Genomic DNA, 25,147 nt, shown 5'->3' on the forward strand with positions numbered 1-25,147 from the left:
CATCGGCAACATCCCGCCTGCCGAAGCTGAAGATCAATATTATGCTGCCGCGGACAATATCGATATGGCAGCGTGACTCACAACCCAACGCCTCCGGTAGACCCGGCGCGGTTCAAACCCAGCGTTACATTAGCCTCTGAGCGATGTTTCCCGCATCTGAGTAAAAGTGCACGCGATCGGGCTCTGCATTTTGCAGGAGAACTTAATTGTCAGCAGCCGTCATCCATCCGCTCGCGGATATGGTCGATGCTTTCGCGGTCCACACGACGCTTGACGTCGAAGATCGCGCGGCTCTCCTAGGTTTACCGTACTCTGTTCGGAGTTTCGAACCGGGGAGTTATCTGGTTCGCGAAGGCGATACGTCGGATCAATGCAGATTCATGATCGAAGGCTTTGCCGTACGGCATAAAATTAATGGGGAGGGCCTTCGCCAGATAGTTTCGATCCACACCCATGGTGATCTGCTCGGGTTACATCACATGTTTATCGATACAGCAGATCATAATATTCAGACGCTAACGCAGTGCGGCATTGCGACCGTCTCGACAAAGGCGCTGCGAGATCTTGTCTTACGCTGTCCAACGGTTGGGACCGCGCTATTTACCTATACCTTGTTGGAGGCATCGAGATACCGGGAATCGATGCTGAACGTCGGTAGGCGCGACGCGCGGGCACGTGTTGCCCATCTGTTTTGTGAGATCGCGGTCCGTCTGGACGCACCAAGCCTACCGCCGGGCCAGAGATACGAACTGCCAATGACGCAGGAGGACCTCGGGGACGCGGTAGGGCTTACGCCGGTCCACGTTAATCGAACCCTTCGAGCCCTTGTTGAAGACGGTCTGATTGTGAGGGACAAACGCTTCCTCATATTCCCCGACTGGGACCGTTTGATCAAGGCTGCGGATTTTAACTGCCGCTACTTACACATGCCTCAATCCGACGAAGCAAGGTGACCGCATTGGCTGATATCCGTCGGAACCTGAAACGCATTCTTTGCCACCGGGAGCCGTATCATCCCTATCGAATGCGGAGTTTTCCCATGGCTTCCATCTCATTAACATAGCGCAATATGAGATCGGTAATTTTACGCATGCTAGGCCGTTGAAGGAGAGCGGCCATGGAACGGTATACCGATAGTCTGAACGCCCTTAACCAAGCGATGAACATGATGATCGAGGAGGGGAATACGCTCCTTATCGCCGCAATCGCCTACCCGCTGCATCTTGTCGAGACCGAAATTCTTCAGAAGCGGAACGATGTTATGGCGCAAAAAAATCCCAGCTGACGACCTGACTATTTGGGTCTAATTATTTGGGAACACGTAGCTTACGGTGGAGATAGCCTTCATCGAAGCCCGCGATCCTCACAAGCATATCGGGATCGACAATGTCGAGGCTGCCTCGACGAAGGTCCATGGCGCCAGCAAGCCGCAACTCTTTGAGCACGCGGTTGATGTGCACACTCGTCATTCCCAGCGCATCGGCCAACAATATCTGCGAAATTGGCAGGGAAAGCGTCGTCTCATCGGTCAGGCCGATATTGCGCGCCCGTAGGTATAGCTCGCACATGAGATGCGCGACCCGCTCGGAGCTTGTTCGTCTTCCCATACTGGTAATCCAGGCCCGCATCGTGCCCTCGTCGATCAGCTGAGCGATGTACATCGCTCGAGCTATGTTGCGGCGATCGTCCATAAGCGTATCCATTTGGACACGCTCAATGGTGGCAACGCGCGCCGGGGTGATGGTCTGGATGCTGTGATCCATCTCCGCCAGCAGACCGATATGCAGATCGCAGGCGTCGCCCGGCATAAGAAACGCGAGGACCTGGCGCGTACCACTCGGGAGCACCTTATACCGACACGCCCAGCCTTCAAGCATAACGAGGACCGGGCCAGGCCGGTCGCCCTCCCGTATCAAATCGTGTTTTGCGCCGAATTTTCTCGAACGAGTGGTCGCGTCAGTGAGCAAGGCAACGTCTTCGCTGTCCAACGTGGCGTAACCACATAATTTATCCGTGAAACGATTTGCCATCCGGCCTTGTCCCACAGGAGCGACAGCTGCGATATTGTCTGTGGTTATACACGAAAGTTAACCTCGGTGCAGGATGGCGCCTAAGAATCTGCTAATCCGTCCTGATCGCCAGGCAAACCGTATCTGGCGATTGTGAACATGCAAGATGCTCGCGCGCCATGTGGAGCCGCCTAATGACCCAGCAGCTAAACGACAACGACGCCATTATCCCCTTTCAAAAGACGAATTTGCGGGACCCTCATGGTCGAGCAGCATTACTCCTTGTCGAAAGCCTGCTTCATACTCTGATCGAGCGATCCGCTCTAAAAGTGGAAGATGTCTTGGACGTCATTACCGTCGCGATCGATGCCAATGAGGAGCTTGCTGCCGACCGTGGTGAGCTCGAAGATCCCACGGACCAGACTACCGTTGTTCTCTCGGCTATCCTGCACAGTCTCAGCCATGATGTAGGATAGAACGAAAGGGCCGCCCCGTCGCCGCTCGGCACGAACAACGACATCTGACTACAAATGCGACATAACGGTTACAGGGTGCATCTGCATAAGATTCTGCCTGATTAAGGTCGATATTAACATACATGAACAACAGCGGATCAGGATAGCTTAAAAGCTGCCTTATTGGGCGTACGTCGCTTGCGTAACGCGCAGGTGGTTTGTGCGCTACCTTCGGGGGCAGATATGAGCGGACAACTGACCTCACAGCCTACCATTCAACGGCAGTCGCCATCAACGCCGTCAGCATCTGGGCTGCTGGAGCTATTCTCGCAAACGCCGCGTTCTACAGTCGCGGTTCAAAATCAAGCACGTCGTGAGAACTCTCGCCTCTGGCACGCGGATGCCATTCACCGGGCCAAAAATCTGGCACAAATGGCGGTATCGCTTGCAGCTGTTGCAGATCATCCGTCCAGGCAATGGTTGCGGCCGGAAACCGCCGCACAGGTCCGACGCCTTGCGCGCGCCTATGATGCACTCGCTGAGGTGGATGACGGGCAGCATCAGGTCCCCTGTGCTGCATTGCTGACGGAGGTCGCCACTTGCCTGACAGACATATTTGGCAAGATACGCGGTGTTTCGATTAAGACTGCCGTACCTTCAGTCCTGGTCGCGCCTTCCCTCCGGCGGGTGCTCGTCCTTTTGTGCAGCGAGCTGATCATCAACGCCTTGAAGTACGCATACCCATCTGGCGTAGGAGGGGTGATCAGCGTGCGGATGCTGACTGACGGATCGTACATCCACCTGACAGTGGAAGATGATGGCGTAGGTCTAAGCGATAGCTCATCGACCGGAGAAGGAAGCGGGTTGGTTCAACAGCTTAGTGCGGTTGCCGGAGCAGTTCTAAATCGCACAATAGGGGCATGTGGACGTGGTCTTCGGGTCGACATCATGGCGCCGATCAAGACTACCATGAACGAATAGAGAACCTGATTTCGCTCAACTCGTTATGTTGATCTATGTTACTAAATAAATATTAAGGTCATTTATAGATCTCTCAGAGCGCACCGTTTTTTCTCGCAGCTGGGGGTATTAATGTTGATCGAGCCTGCACATCAAAAGCTGCACCACGTGCGGACGAAGTTATCCGATCTGCTCGATATGAGCGTACACCACGATAAGCCATTTATCGTCGCGCACTTGGCCTCGGTACTGGAAGATCTGGAACCGCGTTCCGATGCCGTCGAGCGCACGTCGGACGCCAGCGCCGATGTGCTCCACCAAAGTCCTTCGAGCAGGATGGGGACCTTCGAGGGCGATAACCCGCTCATCGCAAAGCTATCCCGCGTGATGACGCTTTCCGCTGACGACCGTACCGCGCTTCAGGCCATGTGCAGTGAGGTTCGGCAGGTCGGCGTGCGTCGCGACATAATTCGCGACGGGGATCGACCTGACCGGGTTCATTTGATCCTCAAAGGGTGGGCATGCCGGTACAAAATCTTGAAGAACGGCAAACGCCAAATCACGGCCTTGCTGCTTCCCGGCGATTTCTGCGACTTGCACGTTGGCATGCTTGACCAAATGGACCATTCGATCGCTTCTCTCTCGGCGACGACCTTTGCCTATGTCGACCGAGCCCAGTTCGATGAGCTGACACGAACACGGCCAGCGATTCTCCGCGCTCTCTGGTGGGCCGCACTCGTCGACGAAGGGGTGTTACGAAGCTGGATTGTCAGCCTTGGCGTGCGAAGCGCGCGAGAACGCGTTGCTCATCTTATCTGCGAACTTCGAGAGAGGATGAGAAATATCGACGCCGTAAGTGACGGACAGTTTAATATGCCTTTGACGCAACCTGATCTTGCTGAAGCCCTAGGACTGACGCCGATCCATATCAACCGGGTCGTCCGGCAGTTGTTAGCTGAAAAGGTTCTTAAAATACATCGGGGCGAGGTGAAAGTGCTCGATCAGGGCGCTCTTGTCCGGATCGCTGATTTTGATCCGAGCTATCTACACGCCCAAGCAATTGATCGTATTTGAATTATTGCGTTCAGAGATCACATGAGAAAACCAGTATCTGAGGGCCCGTGTTTGATATTTAACTGCGCGCCCCGAGACTGAACTACCAATTATTCGGTTGCTGATTCTTCAGTCTTACGTCACGCGTTGACGCTATTCGTGCCGCCTTAGCCTTTGTTGCAAATAGGCTTTATCAAAACCGGCAATGAGCCCCAATTCTGTGATGTCCGTCACAATAAGACACCGGGCGTGTTTTTCGATGACGCCCAGGAGACGCAGCTTTCGTGGCACGCGATTTACGTGGACCGGCGTCAGTCCCACCGCATCGGCAAACGCGATCTGGCTGATGAGCAGTTCGCATCGCTTCGTGTTTAGCTTCCTCATAGCCGGAAAACTCCATCCCCTCGGTGTCAGTCGTTCGAACATCCGTCTCAGTGTGGAAATAGAAATGTGGCACGCCGCTCTCCTTAGCGGAGCAAACGCGGCGGTAGTCATTTCAGGACGCTAACCGGGTCCGTTTGATGCGAAGCGTTACAATTAGCCCACTCTTCGACCAGTCGTAGTCGATCGATCCGGCTAACTGGCTGGACACGCTACGCTTGATCAACTGGCTACCAAACCCGGTTGGATTATCGGGTGCCTGTACGGCCGGGCCACCCCTTTCTACCCAGGTCAGGACGATCTGATCAGGTTCTGACGCACTAGTAACGTCAAGCGTACCGGTCGGCGCCGACAGCGCTCCATACTTCATGGAATTGGTGGCGAGCTCGTGGAAAACAAGCGCGATCGCTGTAGCCGCGGCCTCCCCTACAGCCGTGCGCTCCACCCCGACCCGAATCCGTCCTTTGAAAGCTCCAAGATCGTCATAGGGGGCAAGCAGTATAGAGAGCACATCACCAAGAAGCGCAGCAGCTGCTTCACCAGCGGACGTGGGGCGGACCAGGTCGTGGGCGCGTCCCAGCGCCGTAAGGCGCCCTGTCAGCTCGCGAGCCATCTCCTCTGAACTAGTTGCCGATCGAGATGTAATGGCGGTCAGCCCCGACGCGATGGCTAGGAGGTTCTTCACCCGGTGGCTCATTTCACCGGCCAGAAGCTCGTTGCCCTCCTCGGCCTGCTTTCGTGCGGTAACATCGAGGAAAATGCCGAACATCGTACGGCCGACTATCCCGACATCTTCGCCTTTCACCCGCGCCGAAACCCAGCGAACCTCATCGCCGACCAATATACGAAAATCATGCTCATAGTCGCCAACGAGTGCCCGCGTCGCCGCAAACGCTGCCCGGACACGATCGCGGTCCGCGGGGTGAATATGAGCCGACAGGTCCTCAAATTTTACGGTGTCGCTCCAGGGCATTCCCCATAACTCAAAGCCGTGAGCATCCATGGTCAAGAGATCGGTTTCAACGTTCCATGCCCACGGGGCCACACCTGCTGCCTTGATGGCACGACGAAGGTGCTCTTGTTGCCACTCGTGCCCCTTTGGCGTTTCTGCTGTCACGGCGTCATCCTGATTGGTTTCTAGTCTCGCATAGGCCCAACGCATCAGGGGGTAACCTTTACCCGCTGGTCCCTTGGCGGTTCAGAAAACGGCTGTTTACGGACACCGCTCCTCCGCCGCTTTCCTGGAAAGGATTGTTTGCGAGCGCGCCGGTAAACCGACTGGCTTCCAATCGGGACGCCTCGCAGAGTTTAGCTTCTACTTTGAGCTTTGCAGGATCGCATCTGCAACAATGCCGACCAAGCGGTCCGCCCGCGAGGCAAAGGCGGGTTGATCGCCAAGCCAGCCCAGCGCGCCGATGATTCCGAAAAGATCGATACCATCAAGATCGACGCGCGCCGTTCCTTCGGCCTGCGCCTGTTCAAGCAGACGCGCCCCGGCAGCACGTAAGCTGGTGCAGGAAGCGTGGAGCGCGGAGCCGTCATCATCTAACGCGGCCGCCATCACGGCAACGACGCCGTTATAGCTGCGGACGAACGCGACAGCGTCGGGAAGCCAGAGTGACAAGGCCTTATCGGGCGCCATGCCGTTCTGGAGATCGGCAGCCTTGCGCGTCAGTTCGTCAAGGCTTGTGCGCAGCAGCGCCTCTAATAGCGCCTCGCGCGTTGGAAAATGCCGATAGAGCGTGGCTAATCCTACGTCTGCCCGTCTGGCAATATCCCGCAGCGATGCATCCGCACCCTGCTCGGCAATTACGCCGCGCGCGACCGTCAGCAGGTGATTGTAATTCTTCTGGGCGTCGGCGCGCATAAGCCACTTCTTGACAAACGGATCACTGCTACGGATATGTGTAGCACTGCTACGCTTATATAGTTCGTATTCTCGGTCATTGGAACAGTTATGCAAAATGCCCTTCGCTACAAACTCTTTGGTCAGCACACCGGACTGCGCGTGTCCGAACTGGTCCTCGGCACCGCGAATTTCGGGACGGCCTGGGGCCACGGCACCGATCCTGACGAAGCCCGCCGCATCATCGACGCCTACGCCGATGCGGGCGGCAACTTCCTCGACAGCTCAAATGGCTACCAGGACGGTCAGTCCGAGGAATTCATCGGCGACCTGCTGACCGGGCGGCGTGACGAATTTGTGCTGTCTACCAAATATGCCGTGAAGACGAACGCGGCCTCGGGCATCCTCGTCACTGGCAACAGTCGGCAGGCGATGGTGTCGTCAGTCGAGGCAAGCCTCAAACGGCTTAAGACTGATCGGATCGACCTATACTGGGTTCATGTCTCGGACGGCGTGACGCCGCTGGAAGAAATAGTGCGCGGCTTCGACGACCTCACGCGGGCGGGCAAGATCCTTTATGCCGGGCTCTCGAATTTCCCCGCATGGCGGGTAGCGCGCGCCGCGACGATCGCTGAGCTTCGTGGCGCCGTTCCGATTGCGGGCATCCAGGTCGAGCATAGCCTTGTCCAGCGCGCGACCGAGCAAGAGTTGATTCCCGCCGCGAAGGCGCTCGGGCTTGGCGTCGTCGCCTTCTCGCCTCTAGGTGGCGGCGTGCTGACCGGCAAATACCGTGCCGGTAAGGCGCAAGACAGGCGCGACGAGGCCTGGGCTGGTGCTGGCTTCCAGCCCGAGAACAGCCCGCAGCGTACGGCCATCTTGGATACGCTGATCGCGGTCGCTGACGAAGCAGGCGTGACTCCTGGGGAGATTGCTATCGCCTGGGTCGCTGTGAAGGGTTCGCTGCCAATCATTGGGCCACGCACGCTTGTTCAACTCGAAGCCAATCTCGCCGCGGCAAACGTTACCCTGTCGGCCGAGCATATCACCCGGCTTGATGCGGTGAGCGCGATCCCGCCTGTCTACCCGTACACGGTTCTTAACGAGCGCCGGATACAGGGCCTCATAACGGGTGATATGTTTGACAGGATCGATATGCCAGCCGACCCCGTAGCTTGAGGACTACATGAGTATCGATGTTGTCTGCTACGATGACACTCGTTCATCAGGGCAGACAGTCCTTTTGCCGATGGAGTTCCTGGGCTGAAAGCCGCTGTCTCATCAGTCGAACGCCGAATGGCGTGGTTCGCTTTCCGTGCTTGCCGCAGCTAAGCGGACGGTCAGATTGGGGGTGTACGCCTTCGAGCATATCACGGGCCTTACCGAAGCGTTCGGCAGTGGGCGTGGCGTGGGCGCTGGCGCGGTTGCACTGGTCGAAGCCGCGACGTCGCGGGCGCTGCCCGTTATTAGGGACGGGCCGCGAACTTGGTTGACCAAAGCGTCGTGAAACGCCTTGATTAAACGGAGGACGCGAGTGCGATTTGACGCATACCTCTAGCAGCAGGCAGCTTCCCCGGATTGAAGTTCTACAAGGCAACGGGTCGCTACATCGATGGCGGTGTCTATCGTTGCGGCGGTTGCGTGGCTTTTCGTTTTATCGGCTAGCGGCAACGCCAATCGCAAAAGGCGAACGACGGTTTGCATCTCGGCTACGCGGCTATCTGGGTTTGATTGCATGCGCTAGAAACGGCTAACCGCCCGAAACGACACAGAGAAAATGGTTAACTTGGCTTAGTGAAATAAGTTCGCGGAACTTAACACAAGATAGTGTTCATGTTTTTCTGAGGCGAACCAGTTTGCCGACGCTAAACCCCGATAACCAAGCAAATCGTTGATCCATGGCTTCGTGGATTGCAAACGGGCAGGCATGCGGAAAGCCCTTATCCAAGCCGCTTTTCAATCCCGCGTCGTAGGCGGCGCGTAAGAGATCTTGCGACATGTAAGTTTAACACAGGGCGTCAGAAACTGATCCGATTTCGTTAACATATATTTACATAACATATGTTGGTGTCATGGCGGCCGGTGTTCGTAGTCCAAGTCCAGGGCTCACGCGTTTCTACTAGTTCGGAGTGTATTCCTAATTTACTGGAGCCGTCATGCCATCGACATCGACTGAGAAAGCACAAATCGCTCAATGGCTTAATGAAGAAACCGTCGCCCGAGCGGCATCGGATGTGGCGACAAGTGAGGTCGAACAAGACCAGCACCACATAGAAGCGGAGCGCTGTGCGGATCAGGCGTGGAGCCTTGCAGAGACAAAAGATCACGCATTTGTCGCTTCTAGAATCTGGCGTTGAAGTCCGTTCGGGCACGATTACAAACATCGGTTCATCTCAAAAGGGTAAGCAAGTGACGCACGAGAACGAAGCGACTGCGCTAGATTTTCGAGAACGCATCGCCACCATGTCCGATGAGGCGGTTCGGCACACATATCAGGCTACCGATGGCATACCCGGTATCCCATGGACTGATGCCTTGGCAGCAGCGATGCAGGAACGCAGCATTGAACTTTGATGGACCGGGAATGTCGCTTCTACAGCGAGCATTCGAAATCGCGCGAGACGGCAATGCCCGAACAATCGGTGACATTCGTAAGCAGTTGGGACGGGAAGGGTTCACTCACGTTCAGTCGCATTTCAGCAGCACCAGCCTTCAACGTCAGTTGCGCACTCTGATTGAGGCGCGAGGAAAAGCGCCGGCCGAATCGAGTTAGCGTTCCTTTTTTGTTCCGTTGTGGTCGAGGCTTGGAACACGCAATCGAGTCGCTACGCGATGGCGCGCAGCCCTTCAGTCAGACTCACAATCTGATTGCCGAATACTGCCAGGGCTTCGGCGTCGGGGCATTTTCCCGGGCATGCCAGAAGCTACAAGTTTTCGTGGCCTCGAGGTGCTTGTGTGTCATTACTGTCTTGCGGCCTCCTACCCTGCCTTCACGCCGTGCGACGATCAACGCAGCCGTTGTGCGCTAGCGTACGAGATCACGCTCCATCTTAGCCATTGCCGGTATAATATGGAAAACAAGCTTGCCAGCTGTGGCCCCGATCGATCCCGTCCGTGATCGATTTCAGCCCGCCCCCCCTCGTCGCTAGTTCAGTCAAGAGTTGAATCAGCTCTTTCATTGATACGGCAGCCTTAACACGTGACACATATGGTAAGTCCGTCAAAATGACCCAGGTAAACATTCGTTAATAACTATCACTCGAGATCTTGGCTCAGCCTGTCAGAGGATTTGATCTAGGTGCATCGAACCCAGGTTTAATCAAATGTAACCGGCTACGAATCATTCGCGCTTCCTAGCAAACTCACTTAGGCGGCGTAGTTTATAAATCTATGTTAATAATTCATTGACTAATTTCGATAACCTACGGTGTGAATCAAGGCACCCGCTGCTGCTTTGTCTCCGTGATGCCGTTATAGATCGGAACTTAGATCAAATATTCCCGAGCACGTCATAACCGAGCGTTCAGACTTGGTTTTGTTCCCAACCGATTGAAAGGTCACCCGACCGGGAAGTCAAATTGAAAGACAATATGGTTGATCACTTTGTAATTCCGGACGCAGTACGATTGCAGGGGTTGGAATCGTCCGAACATGACAGGCTTCGTCAGATCGTGGATGATGCCGTACTCGCAACAAACGCATCAGGAGCGTTCGTATGCGAGATCGACGGAGACACGATATCGGTGGTAGCCGTAAGTTCGGATGACTTTTCGTCTCGTACGTTTCCAATCCTGCTGTCTCCCGGATTATCCATCTTGGGTGACCACGTCGTACAAAAGATCGGGCTGCCTCCGGCATTACCCGTGGCGTTCTCAGGAGCTGAAGGGTCCAGCGTCCGCTTTGCCGCCATTGTGACGATCGTTCGGGATGTGCCCAGCTATCTTATTCTGGTCGATAGACGCTATCGTAAGAACCTCAGCCTTGCTCAGGTCTACAACGTACAGGCGCACGCTGCCCATTTATCAACTGTATTGGAACTGAAGTTCCGCAGGGTAGATCCTGCGGCTAATCACCCAGACGGGCAAAGTTTTGACATCGAGCGACTTCGATTGCTGGAATCAGTGGCTGTGCATGCCCGTGACTCAATTATCATTACAGAGGCCGAACCCGTCCACCTTCCCGGCCCAAGGATTATCTATTGTAACGCCGCTTTTACGCGAGCCACCGGATATCTACCGGTCGAAGTCATTGGAAAAACCCCTCGCATCCTCCAGGGCGCCGATACTGATCCCGTCACGCGTGCCAAGCTGCGACACGCCCTCGAGAATTGGCAGCCTATCGAGGTCGAGCTCGTCAACTATCATAAGGACGGTAGCCGGTTCTGGGTTGAACTTAGCATTGTACCTGTTGCTAACGAGAAGGGCTGGTATACGCATTGGGTATCAGTCCAGCGTGACATATCGGAGCGGAAAGACGCAGAAGAGCTCGCGATCCGCGTTCGCGTTGCGGAAGGGCAAAACGCTGCTCTGGCGACGGAAATCGTTGAACGAAAGCGTATCGAAGCCGAGTTGCTATACACGGCGTTCCATGACGGACTGACGCGTTTACGAAACCGCGCGTACTTTATGGACCAGCTGCAGGCAGCCCTCGACCGCGAAGCAGCAAACGGTGATCACGTCTGCGCCATCCTCTTTCTGGATCTGGACCGGTTTAAGATTGTAAACGATAGCCTTGGGCATGTTCATGGCGACGCGTTGCTCCGCGATGTAGCGCAGCGCCTCAAGCGCTGCGTAAGGCCCCAAGATACCCTTGCCCGGATCGGCGGTGACGAATTTGCCATCCTGATCGAGAATACTTCGGGTTTGCCTTCAGCGGTTGAGATCGCCAAACGAATACTTGAGGTCATGCGGACGCCGATCCAGCTATCGCATCAAAGCGTATTTCCGTCGGTTAGCATTGGCATCTCCCAGTCGCTACGCCCGAACACTTCGCCGGAGGACCTGCTACGTAAGGCCGACATCGCAATGTACGCGGCCAAACACGCAGGTCATGGCGACTATGCGATCTTCGATCCGTCCATGCACGAAACGGCAGTTGCTCGCCTTGCCCTGCAGACGGAACTTCGGCTCGCGGTTCAGCAGGGCGATTTTCACCTTGCTTACCAGCCAATCTTTGACCCAACGACAGGCATGATCTTGAGTTTTGAGGCCCTTCTGCGCTGGGAACATCCCCGGCTTGGCCTGATCGCGCCGACGGACTTTATCCCTGTCGCCGAAGAGATCGGGCTTATCCGTGAGATTGATCGCTACGTTATGACTGAGGCCTGTCGGCAGCTTAGAAAATGGCACGTGCTTCAAGGGCAAACGACGCTTCGTATCAGTGTAAATACGTCAGCGGCGGAGTTCGTGGATCCCGCATTCCTGGACGACCTAGCGACAACTCTCGCGTCCTGCGGGCTGCCGCCAGAATGTCTTGAGCTTGAAATTACCGAGGGCATCTTCCTCCATCCCTCACCCCAGATCGCTGGCATAATCGCTTCGATCCGACGGTCTGGCGTGCGCATTGCGCTGGACGATTTCGGAACAGGCTTCTCATCGCTTAGCTACATCAGCCGCTATCCGATCGACACTATCAAGATCGACAAGTCCTTTATCGATGAAATCGGCACACGTGGCACCACATACGCGATCGTCGATCTGATAATGGGCCTTGGAAAGGCGTTGGGACTGAACATCATCGCAGAGGGGGTCGAGACTGAAGAGCAGGCGGACCGGCTTGTGGCAATCGGTTGCACGGCAATACAAGGCTACTTTTACTCCAAGCCCCTATCCGCCGTTGACGCGAACAAGCTCCTCTCCCGAAAGGGACGAGCTGGCAGCCCAATTTAGCGGCTTGAGCAACGAAACCTTCTCGGTTCCATTCATGGACACAGGTCATTCAGATCCATACTATAACTGGATACCCGGCGAAATTGGACGTGAGATGAGCTTAGACAAACCGAAGCACCTGTTGACCTCTGCCGAAAGAGGCAAAGTGGCGGCCAATCTGGCATGTTCGAAAGAGTATGGCGATCCAAGGCAGGTGTGGGTTGAGGATGGGCACGTATTTCTCGAAGGTCATGACGGCGAAATCGTTTCGATGACCCCCGCCGTTGCGATCAAGATGGGCAGAATGCTTGGTGAAGCCGGCGCTGCCTCACTGATCAATAGGGTAATGGAAAAGTTAGCCATACACCGATTAAGTTTTGGCGCTCTAAATGCGTGGAGTCCCTTTTAGCTTGCGATCCGCATCATGTGTTAAATTCTCAATCCAGCTCCGCATATAGCGACCTTCGATTGCCTTACCATACCGAAACCCCTGTCCCTCTTTGCATCCAAGGGATAGTAGTAAGCGCTCCTCCTCAGCTGTTTCGATGCCCTCTGCGATGACTGACAAACCCAGCCCGCATCCAATAGCGGCAACATTTCTTACGATGACTGCATTATGTGGGCTCGTCTCTATGCCGTGAACGAAAGAACGATCGATCTTGAGGCGGGTCAGTGGAAAGCGCTGGAGCGTACTCAGCGACGCAAAGCCGGTACCAAAATCGTCGAGCGCGATGCCAACCCCGGCCTCGTGAAGGTTTTGCAAGGGACCTAGTGCTTCGTCATCATGGCTAAGAGCTATGGTCTCAGTAATTTCAAGTTCAAGATCGGACGGCTGAAGAGCGTGGGTCATCAACGCGTTGCTGACTATCGTTTCCAGTGTTCCGGCCCTGAACTGTGCGGCAAACAGGTTTACTCCAACGCGGTCCACGACCAGTCTCTGATCGCGCCAGCTTGCGAGTTGGCGGCACGCTTCGTCTAGTACCCAACAGCCGACCTCATAAGCGACTAGGTGCGTTTCAAGAATTGCCATGAACGCAGCCGGATTAAGCAGGCCCCGCAGCGGGTGCTGCCACCGTAACAACGCTTCGACCCCGATAAGCGCGCCATCTCGCAGCCGAACCTGTGGCTGATAGTGTAACCGCCACTCGCCCCGTTCAAAGGCCTGACGCATTTCGTCCTTGAACGCCCGACGTGCGCTATGCTCGCTCGCCATCGCGGCATTGAAGAGACAATAGGATCGTCCGCCCTGCTTTTTGGCCTTGAAGAGGGCGAGGTCGGCACAAACAAGCAATTCATCGGAATGGCTTGCGTGCAGCGGCGCGAGTGCGATCCCGATACTAGCCCCAACTGTGACCTCATGATCGCCAATGACGAACGCACCGATAAAGGCATCGAGCAACTGCTTGGCGGAGGCAACGATCTGGAGCAGATCGGCACAACCAGGTAGTAGTAATGCAAATTCGTCGCCACCAACCCGCGCCAACACGGCGTCGCTCTGTGTTGCCGCGATCATTCGCACAGCAATCATCTGCAATAGCGCGTCGCCGGCATCATGCCCGAAGGCATCGTTGACCCTCTTGAATCCGTCCAGATTCAGTGTGATGACCGCTGCAGGCGCCTTGTCCACGAAGCACTGTTCAACTCGGGCGCGAAACTCGCCGCGGTTGACCAGTCCAGTCAGCGCATCATGGCTTGCAAGGTGACGCAGTCGGCCTTCACGTGCCCGCCGATCCGTGATGTCATGGATGTGTGCGCCAAATTCGAGGCCAGTGGGCCCCTGCCAGATCGATGTCGCAAGTTCGGCAGCAAACTCTGATCCGTCGCTGCGCCGAGCGATGACTTCGACCCTCTTACCGTTCAAGGTTGATGTAGCGCCGCCTACGAGGCGGGCGACGCCGGCTGCGTGCGCGTGCTGAAACCTGACAGGAATTATCAAATCGAGTGGTTGCCCGATCGCGCCTGACGCAGAGTAGCCGAACAGGCTGCTCGCCGCGGCATTCCACCACGTGATTGCTCCATCTTGGTCGCAGGTCACATGGGCCACCCCGGTGGCCTCGGAGAGCATTGTCACGATACGACCTGTCCGCGCCAACCGATCCTTTTCCAGGCGATCCGATACGATTGCCGCAAAGTCGACGAGACGTTTTAGGTCGACCGACGAAAAGTCAGTCCGAGTAACGCGATCGAGAATGCAGAAAGCCCCTAGCCGAACGCCATCCGGGCTGATCAGTGGCGCGCCAGCGTAAAAGCGAAAATGATCCTGCCCCGTGACAAAGGGATTACGATTGAAGCGAGGGTCACTGGCTGCATCCAGTACGATCAGCGGTTGATCCGACAAAATCGTGTGCGTGCAGAATGCCAAATCTCGAGGCACTGAGGCCGCGTCAAGGCCTTTGCGGCCAGGCATCCATTGAAGATCATCCCCGATGAGCGAAACCAGACATATCGGAACGTCAAATATTTGTGCTGCCAGCTCCACAATCCGGTCATAACCGGGGTCGGAAATGCTCTTGGGCACGTCATAGCCGGGTAAGCAGCGTAAGCGACGATGCTCGTCTGAGGGTAGCGGGAAAGGCCTAAGCAACATCTACATTCTCAAATGACGTCGCTCCTGATAGCTCGTTTGAGATTAACATTCGATAATGTTTAAAGCTTATGTCTTAATTTCGGATCAGCCCTTCTGGGCTGATGCCCCCTAAGTTTTTCGCCGAGTTTGATAAACGGCCCCCTGCCATTGAACTCCTCGGGCAAGAATCAAAAGTGACGAACTCGGGGTCCGCAAGCCAGCAAATCGCCTTGGCGCCGATGCGGGCTGAGACCGGTACGCCGGTGGGAAGTTAGGCTGAACCTCCATCTCAGCAGCCTGTCCGGATTTGCCAAGCCTCTTCTGTGTTCACCACTTGGTTGGTGCTGGGTTTTGACTCGATGACGAACGTTCGAAAAAAAATTTGCCACAGGCGCGTCATGGCTTAGCCGGGCGTATGGTGTTGAGAAAACTCGAAAGTCCTGACACAAGATGTCTGATGTTCGAATAAATTCACCCGGTAGCAGTCGCCCATTTGCAAGGGATGCGCGCGGCAAGATTGCAAAATGTGATCCCAGTGGAATGTCCGTGGCCGCTTGAGGAGCGGGAGGCTACCGAAGCATGGTTCGCTGGTTACAGCCTTGCCGCCCTCGTTGGAGCGGATCCCATCGGCGCCATCATCTCACATCCTGCGTAACGTCGTAACTAGAAGATATGGACGGGCAGGCCGTGCCCTCTAATTTACGTTGCGCTTACAATTTCTCGGCAGCGGCTTCTCGCGTGGCCTCACAGATCTGGGGTGAGCCCATACTTTGTGGATCGGCGTACCATCGCCCCTTGTCCTCCCAGACTATCCCGATTGACTGCCCGCCACGTTGCACATCAAACATCACGGTCAGGCCGTCCAGACGCAGATATTTCTCATCACTCATGTAAAACCGATAGCATACCAAAAGCCGGCAGCTCGTGATTTTGATCAATGTTTGTATATCGGTTCTTAATAAATGATGCGTTGGGTTGTCGGCACGTCATTCTTTAACCGTTGAGCGATATCGGTACACAATGCCTTTTCTCGTTAGCTCTGGCCCGCCGCCCCGCGACGTGCGCTCCCCTATCGAGCGAGCGTTGGAATGGTCTGCGGCGCTGTCGACGCCGCAGGCACTGCCGTGGCTGGCAGCAGGTTGGGCCTGCGTTATCCTGCTCGATGTTTTAAGCGGACGCCTGGTGTCGCTGAGCGCCCTGTATATGGTTCCGCTGTGCCTGACGACATGGTGTTTCGGGCGAGGCTGGGGACTACTCGCGGGGGTTGTTTCGGCAGTACTCACTCTGACGATCAACGGGTTTGGCGATGGCCTCTCCGCGCAAGCGTCAAGCGTACCGCTGCCGATTGCTGTGTGGAATGCTGCAATGCGCATGACCGCAGTCGCATTCCTCATCCTGCTGGTTAGCGCCCTTCGGCGGACATTCGATCGCGAGCGGCTACACGCCCGTATCGACCCGCTGACAGGGCTCGGTAACCGCCGTGCGTTTGCTATCGAATGTCGCAAGTTGGCGCTGGCAGCCATCCGCGATAACCGGATCTTGCTGTGTGGCCTGATTGACCTCGATAATTTCAAGGCGATTAACGACAGCCATGGTCACGCGGTTGGAGACCAAATCCTGCAAACGGCTGCGAGCGCGCTCGAAGGCTCCGTCAGACCGTACGACGCGACAGCGCGCGTCGGTGGTGACGAGCTCGCCTTTTGCCTTCTCGTGCGCGATGCCGCCAGCGCAGAGCGCAAGGCGAAGGACATCTTTGACCGTGTATCCCTTGCGTTACGATTGGCGCCGGTACCATCGACGTGCAGTCTTGGTGCCACCGCCAGCCCTGACCTGGACAACGCTTCCGGGCAGGCGGACCGCGCCATGTATACCGCAAAGCAAAACGGCAAAGGCGCCTTACATTTTGCCGTTTAGGTTTCAGAGCAATGCGCCTGTTTGAGCCGACTACGGGCGACGTAGCCGGCATACGTCTCTCGAGTTCATTTTCGGATCTGTGACAGTACTCGGGCCGCAACATTGCTTCTCGCGGCAAGTTTGCGCCCATAGCGCAGCGCCGTCGACGGCGACGACCAGCGCAGCGCTTGAGCAATGCCGACGCCGTCCTCGCCGGCCGCAAACAGGTCCTGCGTGAGCCCGACGCGAAGCGAGTGGCTCGACAGTGCCCTCGCCGCTCCCTCGACCTCAGCGATCGGCATCTCGACCAGCCCCTGATCGAAGGCGCTCAACGCCACACGCCGATAGATCCCATTGACGCCCTGCCGACTCAGCGACGCGGTACCCACGGTATAGACCGTCCGCGCCGGTTCGGCCTTCTTGCCCTTGAGCTTCTCCTGCCAGTGCCGCGTGTGCCCCGGGATCTAGCGAGGCCCCGAAGCGTAACGGGGCCGCCTGGCGCTGCGCGGCGCCACGACGTCGGCGCAGGCCCTTGAGCGCGGCGCGGACCATGACGTGGCTCGTGGGCGCATGCCCCCTCTCCTGCAGGCCTGACAGGCCGTGTGCCGTCGCGAGACTGGCAACCCGCCGAGCGACCGTCGCGGGCTTGGCGCCGCGCGTCTCGAGCATGGCGATGTAGCGGACCAGGTTTTCGGGCTCTGCGGGCAGCGGGGCGACACGGATGTCCTCACACCAACGCAGATAGCAGGCGAGGTCCGACGCCAGTGCCGCCTTGCTCGCTGCTGCCATAGCGCCGAGCTGCGCGGCGAAGCCGATCTCGCTGACAGGCACACCTTCAGCCGGCAGCGCAAGACCCAGCAACCGGGTAACGCGGACATCGATCGGCTCGACGATCCCACGCCGTGCCCGGACCGGAAGCCCCTCTCCGTCGGTGCGATGAACGACGATCTCGCTCATGCGGCACCTGCCCGCTGGTCCGATTTACCCTGCATTCCGGCTTCGTAGCACATCGCTGTAGTTACCATAATGTCCGATTATGTCGGGTACGTGATGGCAAATATTACCTGCCAGCCGACATCGTCAGATTGCGACCCATTGCGGCGTGACGGCGACAGACAGCCAGTTGTTCTCAACGATGCTCACGGTCTGGATCAGCGCAGTCCCGATCTCATATGGCGGGTCGGCCAGGACGCTCAGCGGTTTGCCGGCGAGGCCGGCAGCAACCGTATCGGGAACGATGCCACCGCACAGGAAAAGCGAACTCGCTCGGTTGCACTCGCGATAGATCCACCAGATGCCGGTATCCTGCTTCTCCTCGACCTCGACGAGCAGCCGGTGATAGCGCCGCGCTAGCGACACGACGTCGAGACCGGTAACATCGCGCAGGCGCTGGGTGGCAGGATGGGCGGGGCGCAACAGCGGCGGCAGGCCACGCGCCGCCTCTGCCGTGATCGCCGCGTCGATCCCGGCGGCACTCATGCCGGCCACCGAGAGCATCGAGGCCAGCGGTCGGGAAAGATGCTTCACTGTCGTCATGTCGTCCCTATCGCCCCTGCATCGCCGTCCGTCGTCACTGATCCATTCGCGCTCGCTCGCTGGCCGGCACCCACCCCCCGATACGCGTCGCCACGCGCGTCATGCCAGTCCCGATGCGAGCCGCCGGAGTGCTGCGTCAGGACATACAGCAACAAGGGGTCCGAGGTCAGCGGATTGATCGCCGTGAACAGCGCCGCTAGCACCGCGGCGGTGAGCGCCAGATCGACCTCGCCATCGTCAGCGATCACCCCGTCGTGGACCGCGCGCAAAACCTGCCGCAACGCTGCCACCCGTGCCAGCATCGCCGGCCTCCATTCGGCTGGAAGACGATCGAATATGCCACCGTACCCGCCGGCACGATACGCCGCGACGATGCCGCGCCAGAACGGCGCATGACGATCCTGGCTCAGCCAGTGACCGGGCACGAACCGCGCGGCTCCGACAGGGGTGCCGGCAGGCGGCAGATAGATGTGCAGCAGACCTCCGGGCTCCTTTGTCCGGCGCATGCGCGCCTTGCCATAGACGGCGTATATCTCTGCATGCCCCTGCGACCGTGCGGGGCCGCGTCTCGAGCTCGCCACGGCGCTATCGGGCAGGCTCGCATCGACATCGCCGAGGATCGTCATGAACAGGCACCAGAACGCCGCCTCGGACGTCGGACGCGAGGTTGCTCCGGTTCGGGCATTGCCGATCCTGGCGACGCCCAGACCGATCTCGATCAGACCCACGCTGGCGGTGTCGAGGAGGCCCAGCCCCATGAACCTGGCAAGGCCGACGGGCATTACCCTTCCCTGGCCGTTCGGACTGGCGCTGCGCGCCGCCTTCAGCCGTCCGGCCAGCCGCCCACGACCTTCGGGATGGCGCAGCGCCTCGCGCACCCCGCCACCATCGGCCAGCATCGCCAGCAGCGCATCGGTGGGATCGATGCTGGCCGGACCATCCTCGACGCACCACAGCAGCGTCTCGACGTGGAAGAGGCTATCGGACAGATGCGCCACGACGGCATCGTCAGCCATGTCCGCCATAGTCTCGCCTGACATCAATATGCGAGCCAGCGTCTTGCTGTCGAACGGCCTTTTCCCGCGCTTCTGGCGCAGATCGACATGCAGGCGCGCGGCAAGGCTGCCCAGGATCGTGCGCAGGCGCTCGAGCTCGGCCAGGATGAGGACGGCATCGAGCAGCCCCCGCGCCAGCCGCGGATATCGCGGATGCCCATCGTCCAGTGACGGACGCTGCGCCAGCGCCGCATCGAAGTCGAGGCCAAGCAGCAGGACCCAAGCCTGCGGATCGACGGTCCGCAGCGTCATCAGATCATCGGCGACGTCATCGATCCGAAAGCCGTAGAAACGGTGCATCGCGGCCTCGACCTCCTCGCCCGGTCCGGCCCCCGCCGGCTCGCCGCTCAGGCCTGCCCGGCTGGCGAGGAACGCGACAAGCGCCCCCTTGTTGTCGGGCAGATGGAAAAGCCCGGCCGGGACGTGCATGTCCCGCCTGCCAGCCGCCGCCTGGACACCGACATCGAAGGCGATCCGCGGCATCCTGACGCCGGCCGGCAACCCGGCGTTACGGATCGCCTGTTCCTTGATGATATCGCTCGGCTCGAGGTCGACACCCGCCAGTGTCCGTGCGCCCCTGTCACGCGCCTGTGCGTCGTGTGCCCCGGCCGTACCGGATACGGTGCCACGGGGCTGTCCGGCGTCATCGCGCCGCAGCTTCAGGCGTTCGATCAGCGTGGTCCATGCCTCGATCATCATACCTCGTCATCGGCGGGCAGATGACCGCCCGCCTGCTCCTTCCCGATCGCCTCCACCCAGCGGTCCCGCGCTGCTTCGAGTTCGCGGCGTCGGCGAGCGTTCAGTGCGGTTTCGACCGACGTGAGATCCGCCAGGATCGTGGCGCGACGATCCACCAGTCCGGTCGCCTCGACCAGCAGTCCTTCCAGCTGCTCCGCGGTCGACGATTGCAGCGTCTTCTTCATCCGCACGATCTCGATGTCAGCCCGCTCCAGCGCGGCCAGCAGCCGGCCATGACGGTCTGCCAGCACAGCGGTTTCGGTTTCCTTAAACGCCGGACCCTCCGGTTGCTCGTCCTGACGCTGCGTCATCGACCCGCCTTGCGGTATTTGAGGATGGCGCCGTGATCGCGCAGCCAGTCGGCTGCCTCCCCGCAGGTGCTGCACGCAGGAACCTCGAGCCCGAGTTCGCGCGCGGTGTCGAGGATCGTCCAGCGCTGCGGGCGGGTGACCGGCGCATCGCGCCACGAGCGATCGTCGCTTTCCAACTCCCGGGCCGCGAAGCGATCGCAGCGCACGGCATAGGCGGCGGCGCCACGATTGAAGGCAGACATATGGCCGCGGCGATCGAGTTCGGCGAAGTCGGTCCGCAGCGCACCGACCAGCCGCCCGCCCGGCGTCCTGCGCCGCCCCGCCACATGGCCGAGCCGCTCGATCATCGCCGGTGTGCCGAGGGTGAACAGCCCCGCAAGCGCTGCGGCATGCGTGTACCGCAAGCCATAGGCGTAGAACTGTGTGCCGAGCGCGAACTTGACGCCGTCACTGCCATCGCGAGCCCTGCTGCGCGATGCCGGATCCTTTCGGGCCGCGATGATCCGCCGTCCGATCGCCTCGCATCGATCCTGACGCCGCTCGATAGCGAGCCGGACGACGCGCAGTGCGTAGCGCTCGCCGGACAGGTCATGCGCCTCGACGAGCCACGCGCAGGCATCGTCGAACGGTGCAGCCAGCCAGCCAGCCAGCGCGACGACATGGTCGCCAGACATGCCGGCAGCCGTCGCGATCCCACCGAGCGCGTAGCGACTGCGATGGTGATGTCCCACCACCGGGGCATCCCAGCGCGCTACCGGGACCGGATCATCGCCAGAGGATGAGGGCGACACCTCCATGTCGCGACGCCGTACCCCTTGCAACCGGGCGGCATCACGGTTATCATTGCGGTGCCTGATCGCGGCGTCCGGGTGGTTCCATAAGGTCATGGATGCAACCTGTCAGACCCGCGGCTGCCTGCATGTGCTAATGGCTCAATTTATTTTCGATCCCCAGCGATTAGCATACCCAGACCTGCGACAAGGCGGCACGATCTCCCAAGGCTCAAGGCAAGTGAATTGGGGGGGTGGGATGCGAGATAAGCGTTTCGACGAAACGCAAGCGCGGCGCCCCCGCCGCCGATCCCACCCCCCTGCCCCCTCCTCTCCTCAACTTTCCCGTCCGGCGTTCAACGCCGACGGCGCGCTGATCGACGCGACGCCGGCGCGGCTACGCGCGGAATTCGGCCGTTGCCAGAATGCCGAACGCGCGCAGCTGCGCGACATGCGGATCGAGAAGAATCGCTTGGCCGCGATCGCAAAAAGCGACCGGGCGGTACGCCGGCACGTCATTGCCATGGCAAAGCTCGAGCGTGAACTCGCCGGTGTGACCTTTCGTCTTGCTGCCCGAGTCCACGAGGGCAAGAAGGCTGTGCCGACGACGCGCCGCAAGCGCGTGGATCTGCCGCCGCAGCGCCGCCTGCCGGCGATGGGCATCACCATCGTTGACCGGGCGGGAAGGCGCGGAATTTTCGTCGAGGTGACCTCGGTCGGCGCCAATCAAACGCGCTATCGCCCAGGCTGCGCGCGAATGCACCTGAACTATATCTGGGCGGAGAATGCCGTCGAACAGCTGCCGAAGGGTGGGCTATCGCGCTGCTCGAACATGGGCGATACGCCCGATCAGGTCGCGGCCGCCATGGACCTCAAGGAGGATGTAGCGCGAGCATCGCGGGCGAACGCCAACGTTGAGATCCGCATCATCGTCCGCCTGCCCGACGACATCGGTCCAGAGGCCCGGTTCACAATCCTCCATCAGGTCTGCGAGGACTTTTTCGGACGCAACGGCCTGCCCTATGCAGCGGCTGTCCATCCGCCCGATCCGCATAGCGACGATCGTAATTTCCACGGTCATATCCAGGCCGGCTTTCGCCCGATGCGTCACATCGGCGGTCATGAATGGGATGTCGGAACCGAGCTCAGAACCGATCTGTCGCGGCCCGAGGGCATGCGCCTCCTGCGTGCCGTCGTCGCCGATACGATGACCGAAGTCTGCCGGAAGGAGGGGCGCCAGCACACCTACAGCTCGCTCTCCAACCAGGAGCGAGGCCTCGCGCTCAAGCCGTTGAAGAAGGTCGGCCGCGAGCAGACCGAAGCGTATCGACGCGGCGAATATGTCGGTGTGGTGGAAGAAAATATCCGTATCATCGCCGACAATCTCAAGCGCTATGCGGCGCAGCGTTGCCAGTGGCTGAAGGAGAAGCTGACGGGATCGCGCGCCCTGCCGACGGTGGCGCCGGAGACAACCCTGAAGGAGCCGCGCCCACATTTGCCTGCCCCGGTCACGATGGTCGAGCCGGCAACGCCGAACCCGGTCGCGCCGCCCCGCCGAACCAGTCTGCCGACCCCCGCCCGCCCCGTATCCGGCGGCGACGTTCCGCATCTCTCGCGCATCACCAACCTGTCGAAAGTCATCATCCCCCGCCCCGTCCCGACGGGCTTCGATACCGCCCCGGGCGAACATTTCCGCGCGGCCGGGGCTCCCCGCCTGCCGACGGACGACGCCGGACGCTCAATCCTGGCGGCGTTCGCTCCCATGCCGCCCGTGCCTTTCGTCGCGATGCCGTCCCTTGCGGCGCAATCGATCATGGCACCGGCGTTGCCGTCGCTCGATATCACGCCCGGTGACACGTCCTGGAAACGCCGTGCGCTGCCGTTGCCGGCGCATCCCGCCACGCCCGTGCGGCACGCCGGTTCGACCGGTGTCGACGATGCGCTGCTGCTGTTCGAGTTGCTTGCCGCGCAGAAAAAGGAGCGCGAAGCGCTCGCCGGCAGACGCCGAAAACTCCTCGACCAGTATCTGTTCCAGCGCGGCAATACAGGTGCGCCGACACCGGAATATGCAGCCTTCCTGCTTGCCATCCGCGACGACCCGACGCTGTTGCGTTGGGACCTCGACAAGGGCGGCAAGCGCCGCGCGCCGGTCGCGACGGGGCGCGACACGGCGTTTACCGATCGCCTCGCGGTGTACATGCAACACCCTGCCGTCCGCCGGCAGATTGTTCAGCTTTTCAGTGAAGCCCATTCGCCCGGCGGACCATGGCCGGCTGACCTCGCGAACGGGATGTGGCCGTATGAGGCAGGCCGCTACGCGCACCGCGCCGCGACTATCGCGCGCGCTGGCTGGGCGAGAGACGATGCGAATTTCCGGCAGCACGTCGAGCCTTCGCTCCCTGCCTCGCCGATCCTCGAGATGGTGGGTGATATTGTGGTTCCCGGCGTCCGCCACATTGCCCAGTGGGACGATGCCGACCTCGTCCGGCTGCTCTATCCAAGCGTCCAGGAATACCTCCTTGCCGGCTACCGCGACCAGCAGGAAGAGAGGACCCAGTGCCTCGCCGCCATCGCGAACGGCACCGTCCGGATCGAGCGCCGGCTGGTATCCGCGGGAGCCGGTGCAGTGCGACCAGTGGTGACGCCGCATGCCGTGCCGCCGACGCTTACGAACGCTTTCTCACGCTGGCACGACGATCCTGATTTCTACCTGGACACCGGGCCCGATAGTCTCGCTATCACCACGGCAGTTGCCCGTGTCTCGCGGTGCGCCGATCCACAGCAGCGTGCGCTCGAAATCGCGCGCGACGCCGGCGACCCACCCGTCGTTCTGCGCCTGCTGGAAGAGCGGTTTGCCGCGTCACAGGCGAACGCCGGGAGCACCGACGACCGGGGAAGCGCCGCGGCCATGCCCGGTGCGGCGCGTACGCCATCGGTGCCTCGCAGGCGAGCGAAACTACGCCCGCGTGGTGCGGCGCCGCGGCGATCGTGACGGTCAGGCATGCCTGCCCGGCGATCCCGTCGCAGCCAATGCAGGGGCATGTACAGGGTTCCAGGACGTGCAAGGTCTGCCCTACCTAGATCGAGCCCATCGACCCTAAGGTCGATGCAGAAATTGTATCGGCTGACGGATCGACGGCGCGAAACTGTGGGAGGCTCGTGTCGGCCATGATCGGTTGAGAAGAAGGCCGTCGACGACGCGAGGGAAATCCATGCCTATTTGCTTCACCACAGGCCATCGACCGTTCCAGTCTGGCCGCTTATGTCGATCAGCCGTGCCTTCACTGGTCATTTTATATCGTGCCGATGGTCAAGGACGCGTTCGTGCCGAACGGATGGGATCGGCAAGGGCGCCTTAGCCGGCGATAGGCCGTTCACCGAGACGGACACTTCAGTCTAAGTAATACCAGCCATCATCCTGAACACGAGCCTGTCTGCCTTCATTCTCATCCCGATCATGGTGACGGTCGGAATTGTAAAGGTCGATGTCGCGCTGAACCTCACGCTGATGACCCGTGACTTAGGGGTCGTCACGCTCGCGTGGCGGGCGATGCATGCGCGAGCGGGCGGCCTTGCAGAGGTCGCGGATAAGCGGGTGAAGGCCTGCGATCTTCTTGTCGGCAAGCGTCGGTTCCGGCAGCAATACGATGTCGCTTCCACCGGCGCCGACCTTGTCGATGTGGGCCGGATCTAAGGCGGACTTGACGATC

General features: G+C 59.3%; 25 protein-coding genes and 1 pseudogene. 12 read left to right on the forward strand and 14 right to left on the reverse strand.

What is annotated here, in order from left to right; translation table 11 throughout:
• Window positions 1-206: 206 nt before the first annotated feature.
• Both U1763_RS20655 and U1763_RS20660 read left to right on the forward strand, forming a co-directional pair.
• Window positions 207-953, forward strand: a complete 747-nt coding sequence (locus U1763_RS20655) for a Crp/Fnr family transcriptional regulator (RefSeq protein WP_332756794.1) — start codon at window positions 207-209, stop codon at window positions 951-953.
• A 164-nt stretch (window positions 954-1,117) separates the two neighbouring features.
• On the forward strand, window positions 1,118-1,285 hold the full coding sequence (locus U1763_RS20660) for a hypothetical protein (protein ID WP_332756795.1): 168 nt from the start codon (window positions 1,118-1,120) through the stop codon (window positions 1,283-1,285).
• Window positions 1,286-1,307: 22 nt separating this feature from the next.
• On the opposite strand, the gene U1763_RS20665 is transcribed toward U1763_RS20660, so the two are convergent.
• On the reverse strand, window positions 1,308-2,030 hold the full coding sequence (locus tag U1763_RS20665; protein ID WP_332756796.1) for a Crp/Fnr family transcriptional regulator: 723 nt from the start codon (window positions 2,028-2,030) through the stop codon (window positions 1,308-1,310).
• Between the two features lie 173 nt (window positions 2,031-2,203).
• Between U1763_RS20665 and U1763_RS20670 the strand changes: the two genes are divergently transcribed.
• The 3 genes from U1763_RS20670 to U1763_RS20680 all read left to right on the forward strand — a co-directional run bounded on the left by U1763_RS20670 (window position 2,204) and on the right by U1763_RS20680 (window position 4,498).
• On the forward strand, window positions 2,204-2,485 hold the full coding sequence (locus U1763_RS20670) for a hypothetical protein (RefSeq protein ID WP_332756797.1): 282 nt from the start codon (window positions 2,204-2,206) through the stop codon (window positions 2,483-2,485).
• A 222-nt stretch (window positions 2,486-2,707) separates the two neighbouring features.
• Window positions 2,708-3,445, forward strand: a complete 738-nt coding sequence (locus U1763_RS20675) for an ATP-binding protein (RefSeq protein ID WP_332756798.1) — start codon at window positions 2,708-2,710, stop codon at window positions 3,443-3,445.
• A gap of 111 nt (window positions 3,446-3,556) precedes the next feature.
• Entirely contained in the window at window positions 3,557-4,498 is a 942-nt protein-coding gene (locus U1763_RS20680; RefSeq protein ID WP_332756799.1) for a Crp/Fnr family transcriptional regulator, read from the forward strand.
• Between the two features lie 132 nt (window positions 4,499-4,630).
• Here the strand turns inward: U1763_RS20680 and U1763_RS20685 are convergent, their stop codons facing one another.
• The 4 genes and pseudogenes from U1763_RS20685 to U1763_RS20695 all read right to left on the reverse strand — a co-directional run bounded on the left by U1763_RS20685 (window position 4,631) and on the right by U1763_RS20695 (window position 6,725).
• Window positions 4,631-4,861: a helix-turn-helix domain-containing protein gene (locus U1763_RS20685; protein WP_332756800.1), complete on the reverse strand. Its 231-nt coding sequence runs from the start codon at window positions 4,859-4,861 to the stop codon at window positions 4,631-4,633.
• A gap of 10 nt (window positions 4,862-4,871) precedes the next feature.
• A pseudogene (locus U1763_RS21185) lies at window positions 4,872-4,934 on the reverse strand (hypothetical protein); the annotation flags it as partial.
• 39 nt (window positions 4,935-4,973) lie between these two features.
• Window positions 4,974-6,020: a sensor histidine kinase gene (locus U1763_RS20690; protein WP_332756801.1), complete on the reverse strand. Its 1,047-nt coding sequence runs from the start codon at window positions 6,018-6,020 to the stop codon at window positions 4,974-4,976.
• 153 nt (window positions 6,021-6,173) lie between these two features.
• The gene (locus U1763_RS20695) at window positions 6,174-6,725 is read right to left on the reverse strand and encodes a TetR/AcrR family transcriptional regulator (RefSeq protein ID WP_332756802.1); all 552 of its coding nucleotides are present in this window, start codon (window positions 6,723-6,725) and stop codon (window positions 6,174-6,176) included.
• Window positions 6,726-6,815: 90 nt separating this feature from the next.
• On the opposite strand from U1763_RS20695, the gene U1763_RS20700 reads away from it, so the two are divergent.
• Window positions 6,816-7,880, forward strand: a complete 1,065-nt coding sequence (locus U1763_RS20700) for an aldo/keto reductase (RefSeq protein ID WP_332756803.1) — start codon at window positions 6,816-6,818, stop codon at window positions 7,878-7,880.
• A 652-nt stretch (window positions 7,881-8,532) separates the two neighbouring features.
• Here U1763_RS20700 and U1763_RS20705 read toward each other — a convergent pair.
• A complete protein-coding gene (locus U1763_RS20705) occupies window positions 8,533-8,700 on the reverse strand; it encodes a hypothetical protein (protein WP_332756804.1) in 168 nt (55 codons plus the stop codon).
• Between the two features lie 308 nt (window positions 8,701-9,008).
• On the opposite strand from U1763_RS20705, the gene U1763_RS20710 reads away from it, so the two are divergent.
• The 3 genes from U1763_RS20710 (at window position 9,009) to U1763_RS20720 (ending at window position 12,977) form a co-directional block, all read left to right on the forward strand.
• Window positions 9,009-9,275, forward strand: a complete 267-nt coding sequence (locus U1763_RS20710) for a hypothetical protein (RefSeq protein ID WP_332756805.1) — start codon at window positions 9,009-9,011, stop codon at window positions 9,273-9,275.
• 1,004 nt (window positions 9,276-10,279) lie between these two features.
• Window positions 10,280-12,589 (forward strand): putative bifunctional diguanylate cyclase/phosphodiesterase, encoded by a 2,310-nt coding sequence (locus U1763_RS20715; protein ID WP_332756806.1) that lies wholly within the window; start codon window positions 10,280-10,282, stop codon window positions 12,587-12,589.
• A gap of 4 nt (window positions 12,590-12,593) precedes the next feature.
• Window positions 12,594-12,977 carry a hypothetical protein gene (locus tag U1763_RS20720; RefSeq protein WP_332756807.1) on the forward strand — a complete coding sequence of 128 codons (384 nt, stop codon included), beginning with the start codon at window positions 12,594-12,596 and terminating at the stop codon, window positions 12,975-12,977.
• Here the strand turns inward: U1763_RS20720 and U1763_RS20725 are convergent.
• Both U1763_RS20725 and U1763_RS20730 read right to left on the reverse strand, forming a co-directional pair.
• Window positions 12,954-15,086, reverse strand: a complete 2,133-nt coding sequence (locus tag U1763_RS20725; RefSeq protein WP_332756808.1) for a sensor domain-containing phosphodiesterase — start codon at window positions 15,084-15,086, stop codon at window positions 12,954-12,956. The two genes, U1763_RS20720 and U1763_RS20725, sit on opposite strands and share 24 nt — an antisense overlap.
• Window positions 15,087-15,844: 758 nt before the next feature.
• A complete protein-coding gene (locus U1763_RS20730; protein ID WP_332756809.1) occupies window positions 15,845-16,024 on the reverse strand; it encodes a hypothetical protein in 180 nt (59 codons plus the stop codon).
• Window positions 16,025-16,217: 193 nt separating this feature from the next.
• On the opposite strand from U1763_RS20730, the gene U1763_RS20735 reads away from it, so the two are divergent.
• Window positions 16,218-17,048, forward strand: a complete 831-nt coding sequence (locus U1763_RS20735; RefSeq protein ID WP_332756810.1) for a GGDEF domain-containing protein — start codon at window positions 16,218-16,220, stop codon at window positions 17,046-17,048.
• Between the two features lie 65 nt (window positions 17,049-17,113).
• Here U1763_RS20735 and U1763_RS20740 read toward each other — a convergent pair whose 3' ends face one another.
• From U1763_RS20740 to U1763_RS20765, 6 genes are all read right to left on the reverse strand, one after another.
• Entirely contained in the window at window positions 17,114-17,359 is a 246-nt protein-coding gene (locus tag U1763_RS20740) for a site-specific integrase (RefSeq protein ID WP_332756811.1), read from the reverse strand.
• A complete protein-coding gene (locus U1763_RS20745; RefSeq protein WP_332756812.1) occupies window positions 17,316-17,984 on the reverse strand; it encodes a hypothetical protein in 669 nt (222 codons plus the stop codon). The genes U1763_RS20740 and U1763_RS20745 overlap by 44 nt, the downstream gene beginning before the upstream one ends.
• 123 nt (window positions 17,985-18,107) lie before the next feature.
• Window positions 18,108-18,563 carry a hypothetical protein gene (locus U1763_RS20750; RefSeq protein ID WP_332756813.1) on the reverse strand — a complete coding sequence of 152 codons (456 nt, stop codon included), beginning with the start codon at window positions 18,561-18,563 and terminating at the stop codon, window positions 18,108-18,110.
• Window positions 18,560-20,314 (reverse strand): hypothetical protein, encoded by a 1,755-nt coding sequence (locus U1763_RS20755; RefSeq protein ID WP_332756814.1) that lies wholly within the window; start codon window positions 20,312-20,314, stop codon window positions 18,560-18,562. Before U1763_RS20755 ends, U1763_RS20750 begins: the two co-directional genes overlap by 4 nt.
• A complete protein-coding gene (locus U1763_RS20760) occupies window positions 20,314-20,667 on the reverse strand; it encodes a hypothetical protein (RefSeq protein ID WP_332756815.1) in 354 nt (117 codons plus the stop codon). The genes U1763_RS20755 and U1763_RS20760 overlap by 1 nt, the downstream gene beginning before the upstream one ends.
• The gene (locus U1763_RS20765) at window positions 20,664-21,401 is read right to left on the reverse strand and encodes a hypothetical protein (RefSeq protein WP_332756816.1); all 738 of its coding nucleotides are present in this window, start codon (window positions 21,399-21,401) and stop codon (window positions 20,664-20,666) included. Before U1763_RS20765 ends, U1763_RS20760 begins: the two co-directional genes overlap by 4 nt.
• 151 nt (window positions 21,402-21,552) lie before the next feature.
• On the opposite strand from U1763_RS20765, the gene U1763_RS20770 reads away from it, so the two are divergent.
• Both U1763_RS20770 and U1763_RS20775 read left to right on the forward strand, forming a co-directional pair.
• Window positions 21,553-24,429: a hypothetical protein gene (locus tag U1763_RS20770; RefSeq protein WP_332756817.1), complete on the forward strand. Its 2,877-nt coding sequence runs from the start codon at window positions 21,553-21,555 to the stop codon at window positions 24,427-24,429.
• 465 nt (window positions 24,430-24,894) lie between these two features.
• On the forward strand, window positions 24,895-25,131 hold the full coding sequence (locus tag U1763_RS20775) for a hypothetical protein (protein ID WP_332756818.1): 237 nt from the start codon (window positions 24,895-24,897) through the stop codon (window positions 25,129-25,131).
• The last annotated feature ends 16 nt before the right edge of the window (window positions 25,132-25,147 follow it).

It is taken from the genome of Sphingomonas sorbitolis (genome assembly GCF_036663875.1).
GTDB lineage: Bacteria > Pseudomonadota > Alphaproteobacteria > Sphingomonadales > Sphingomonadaceae > Sphingomonas.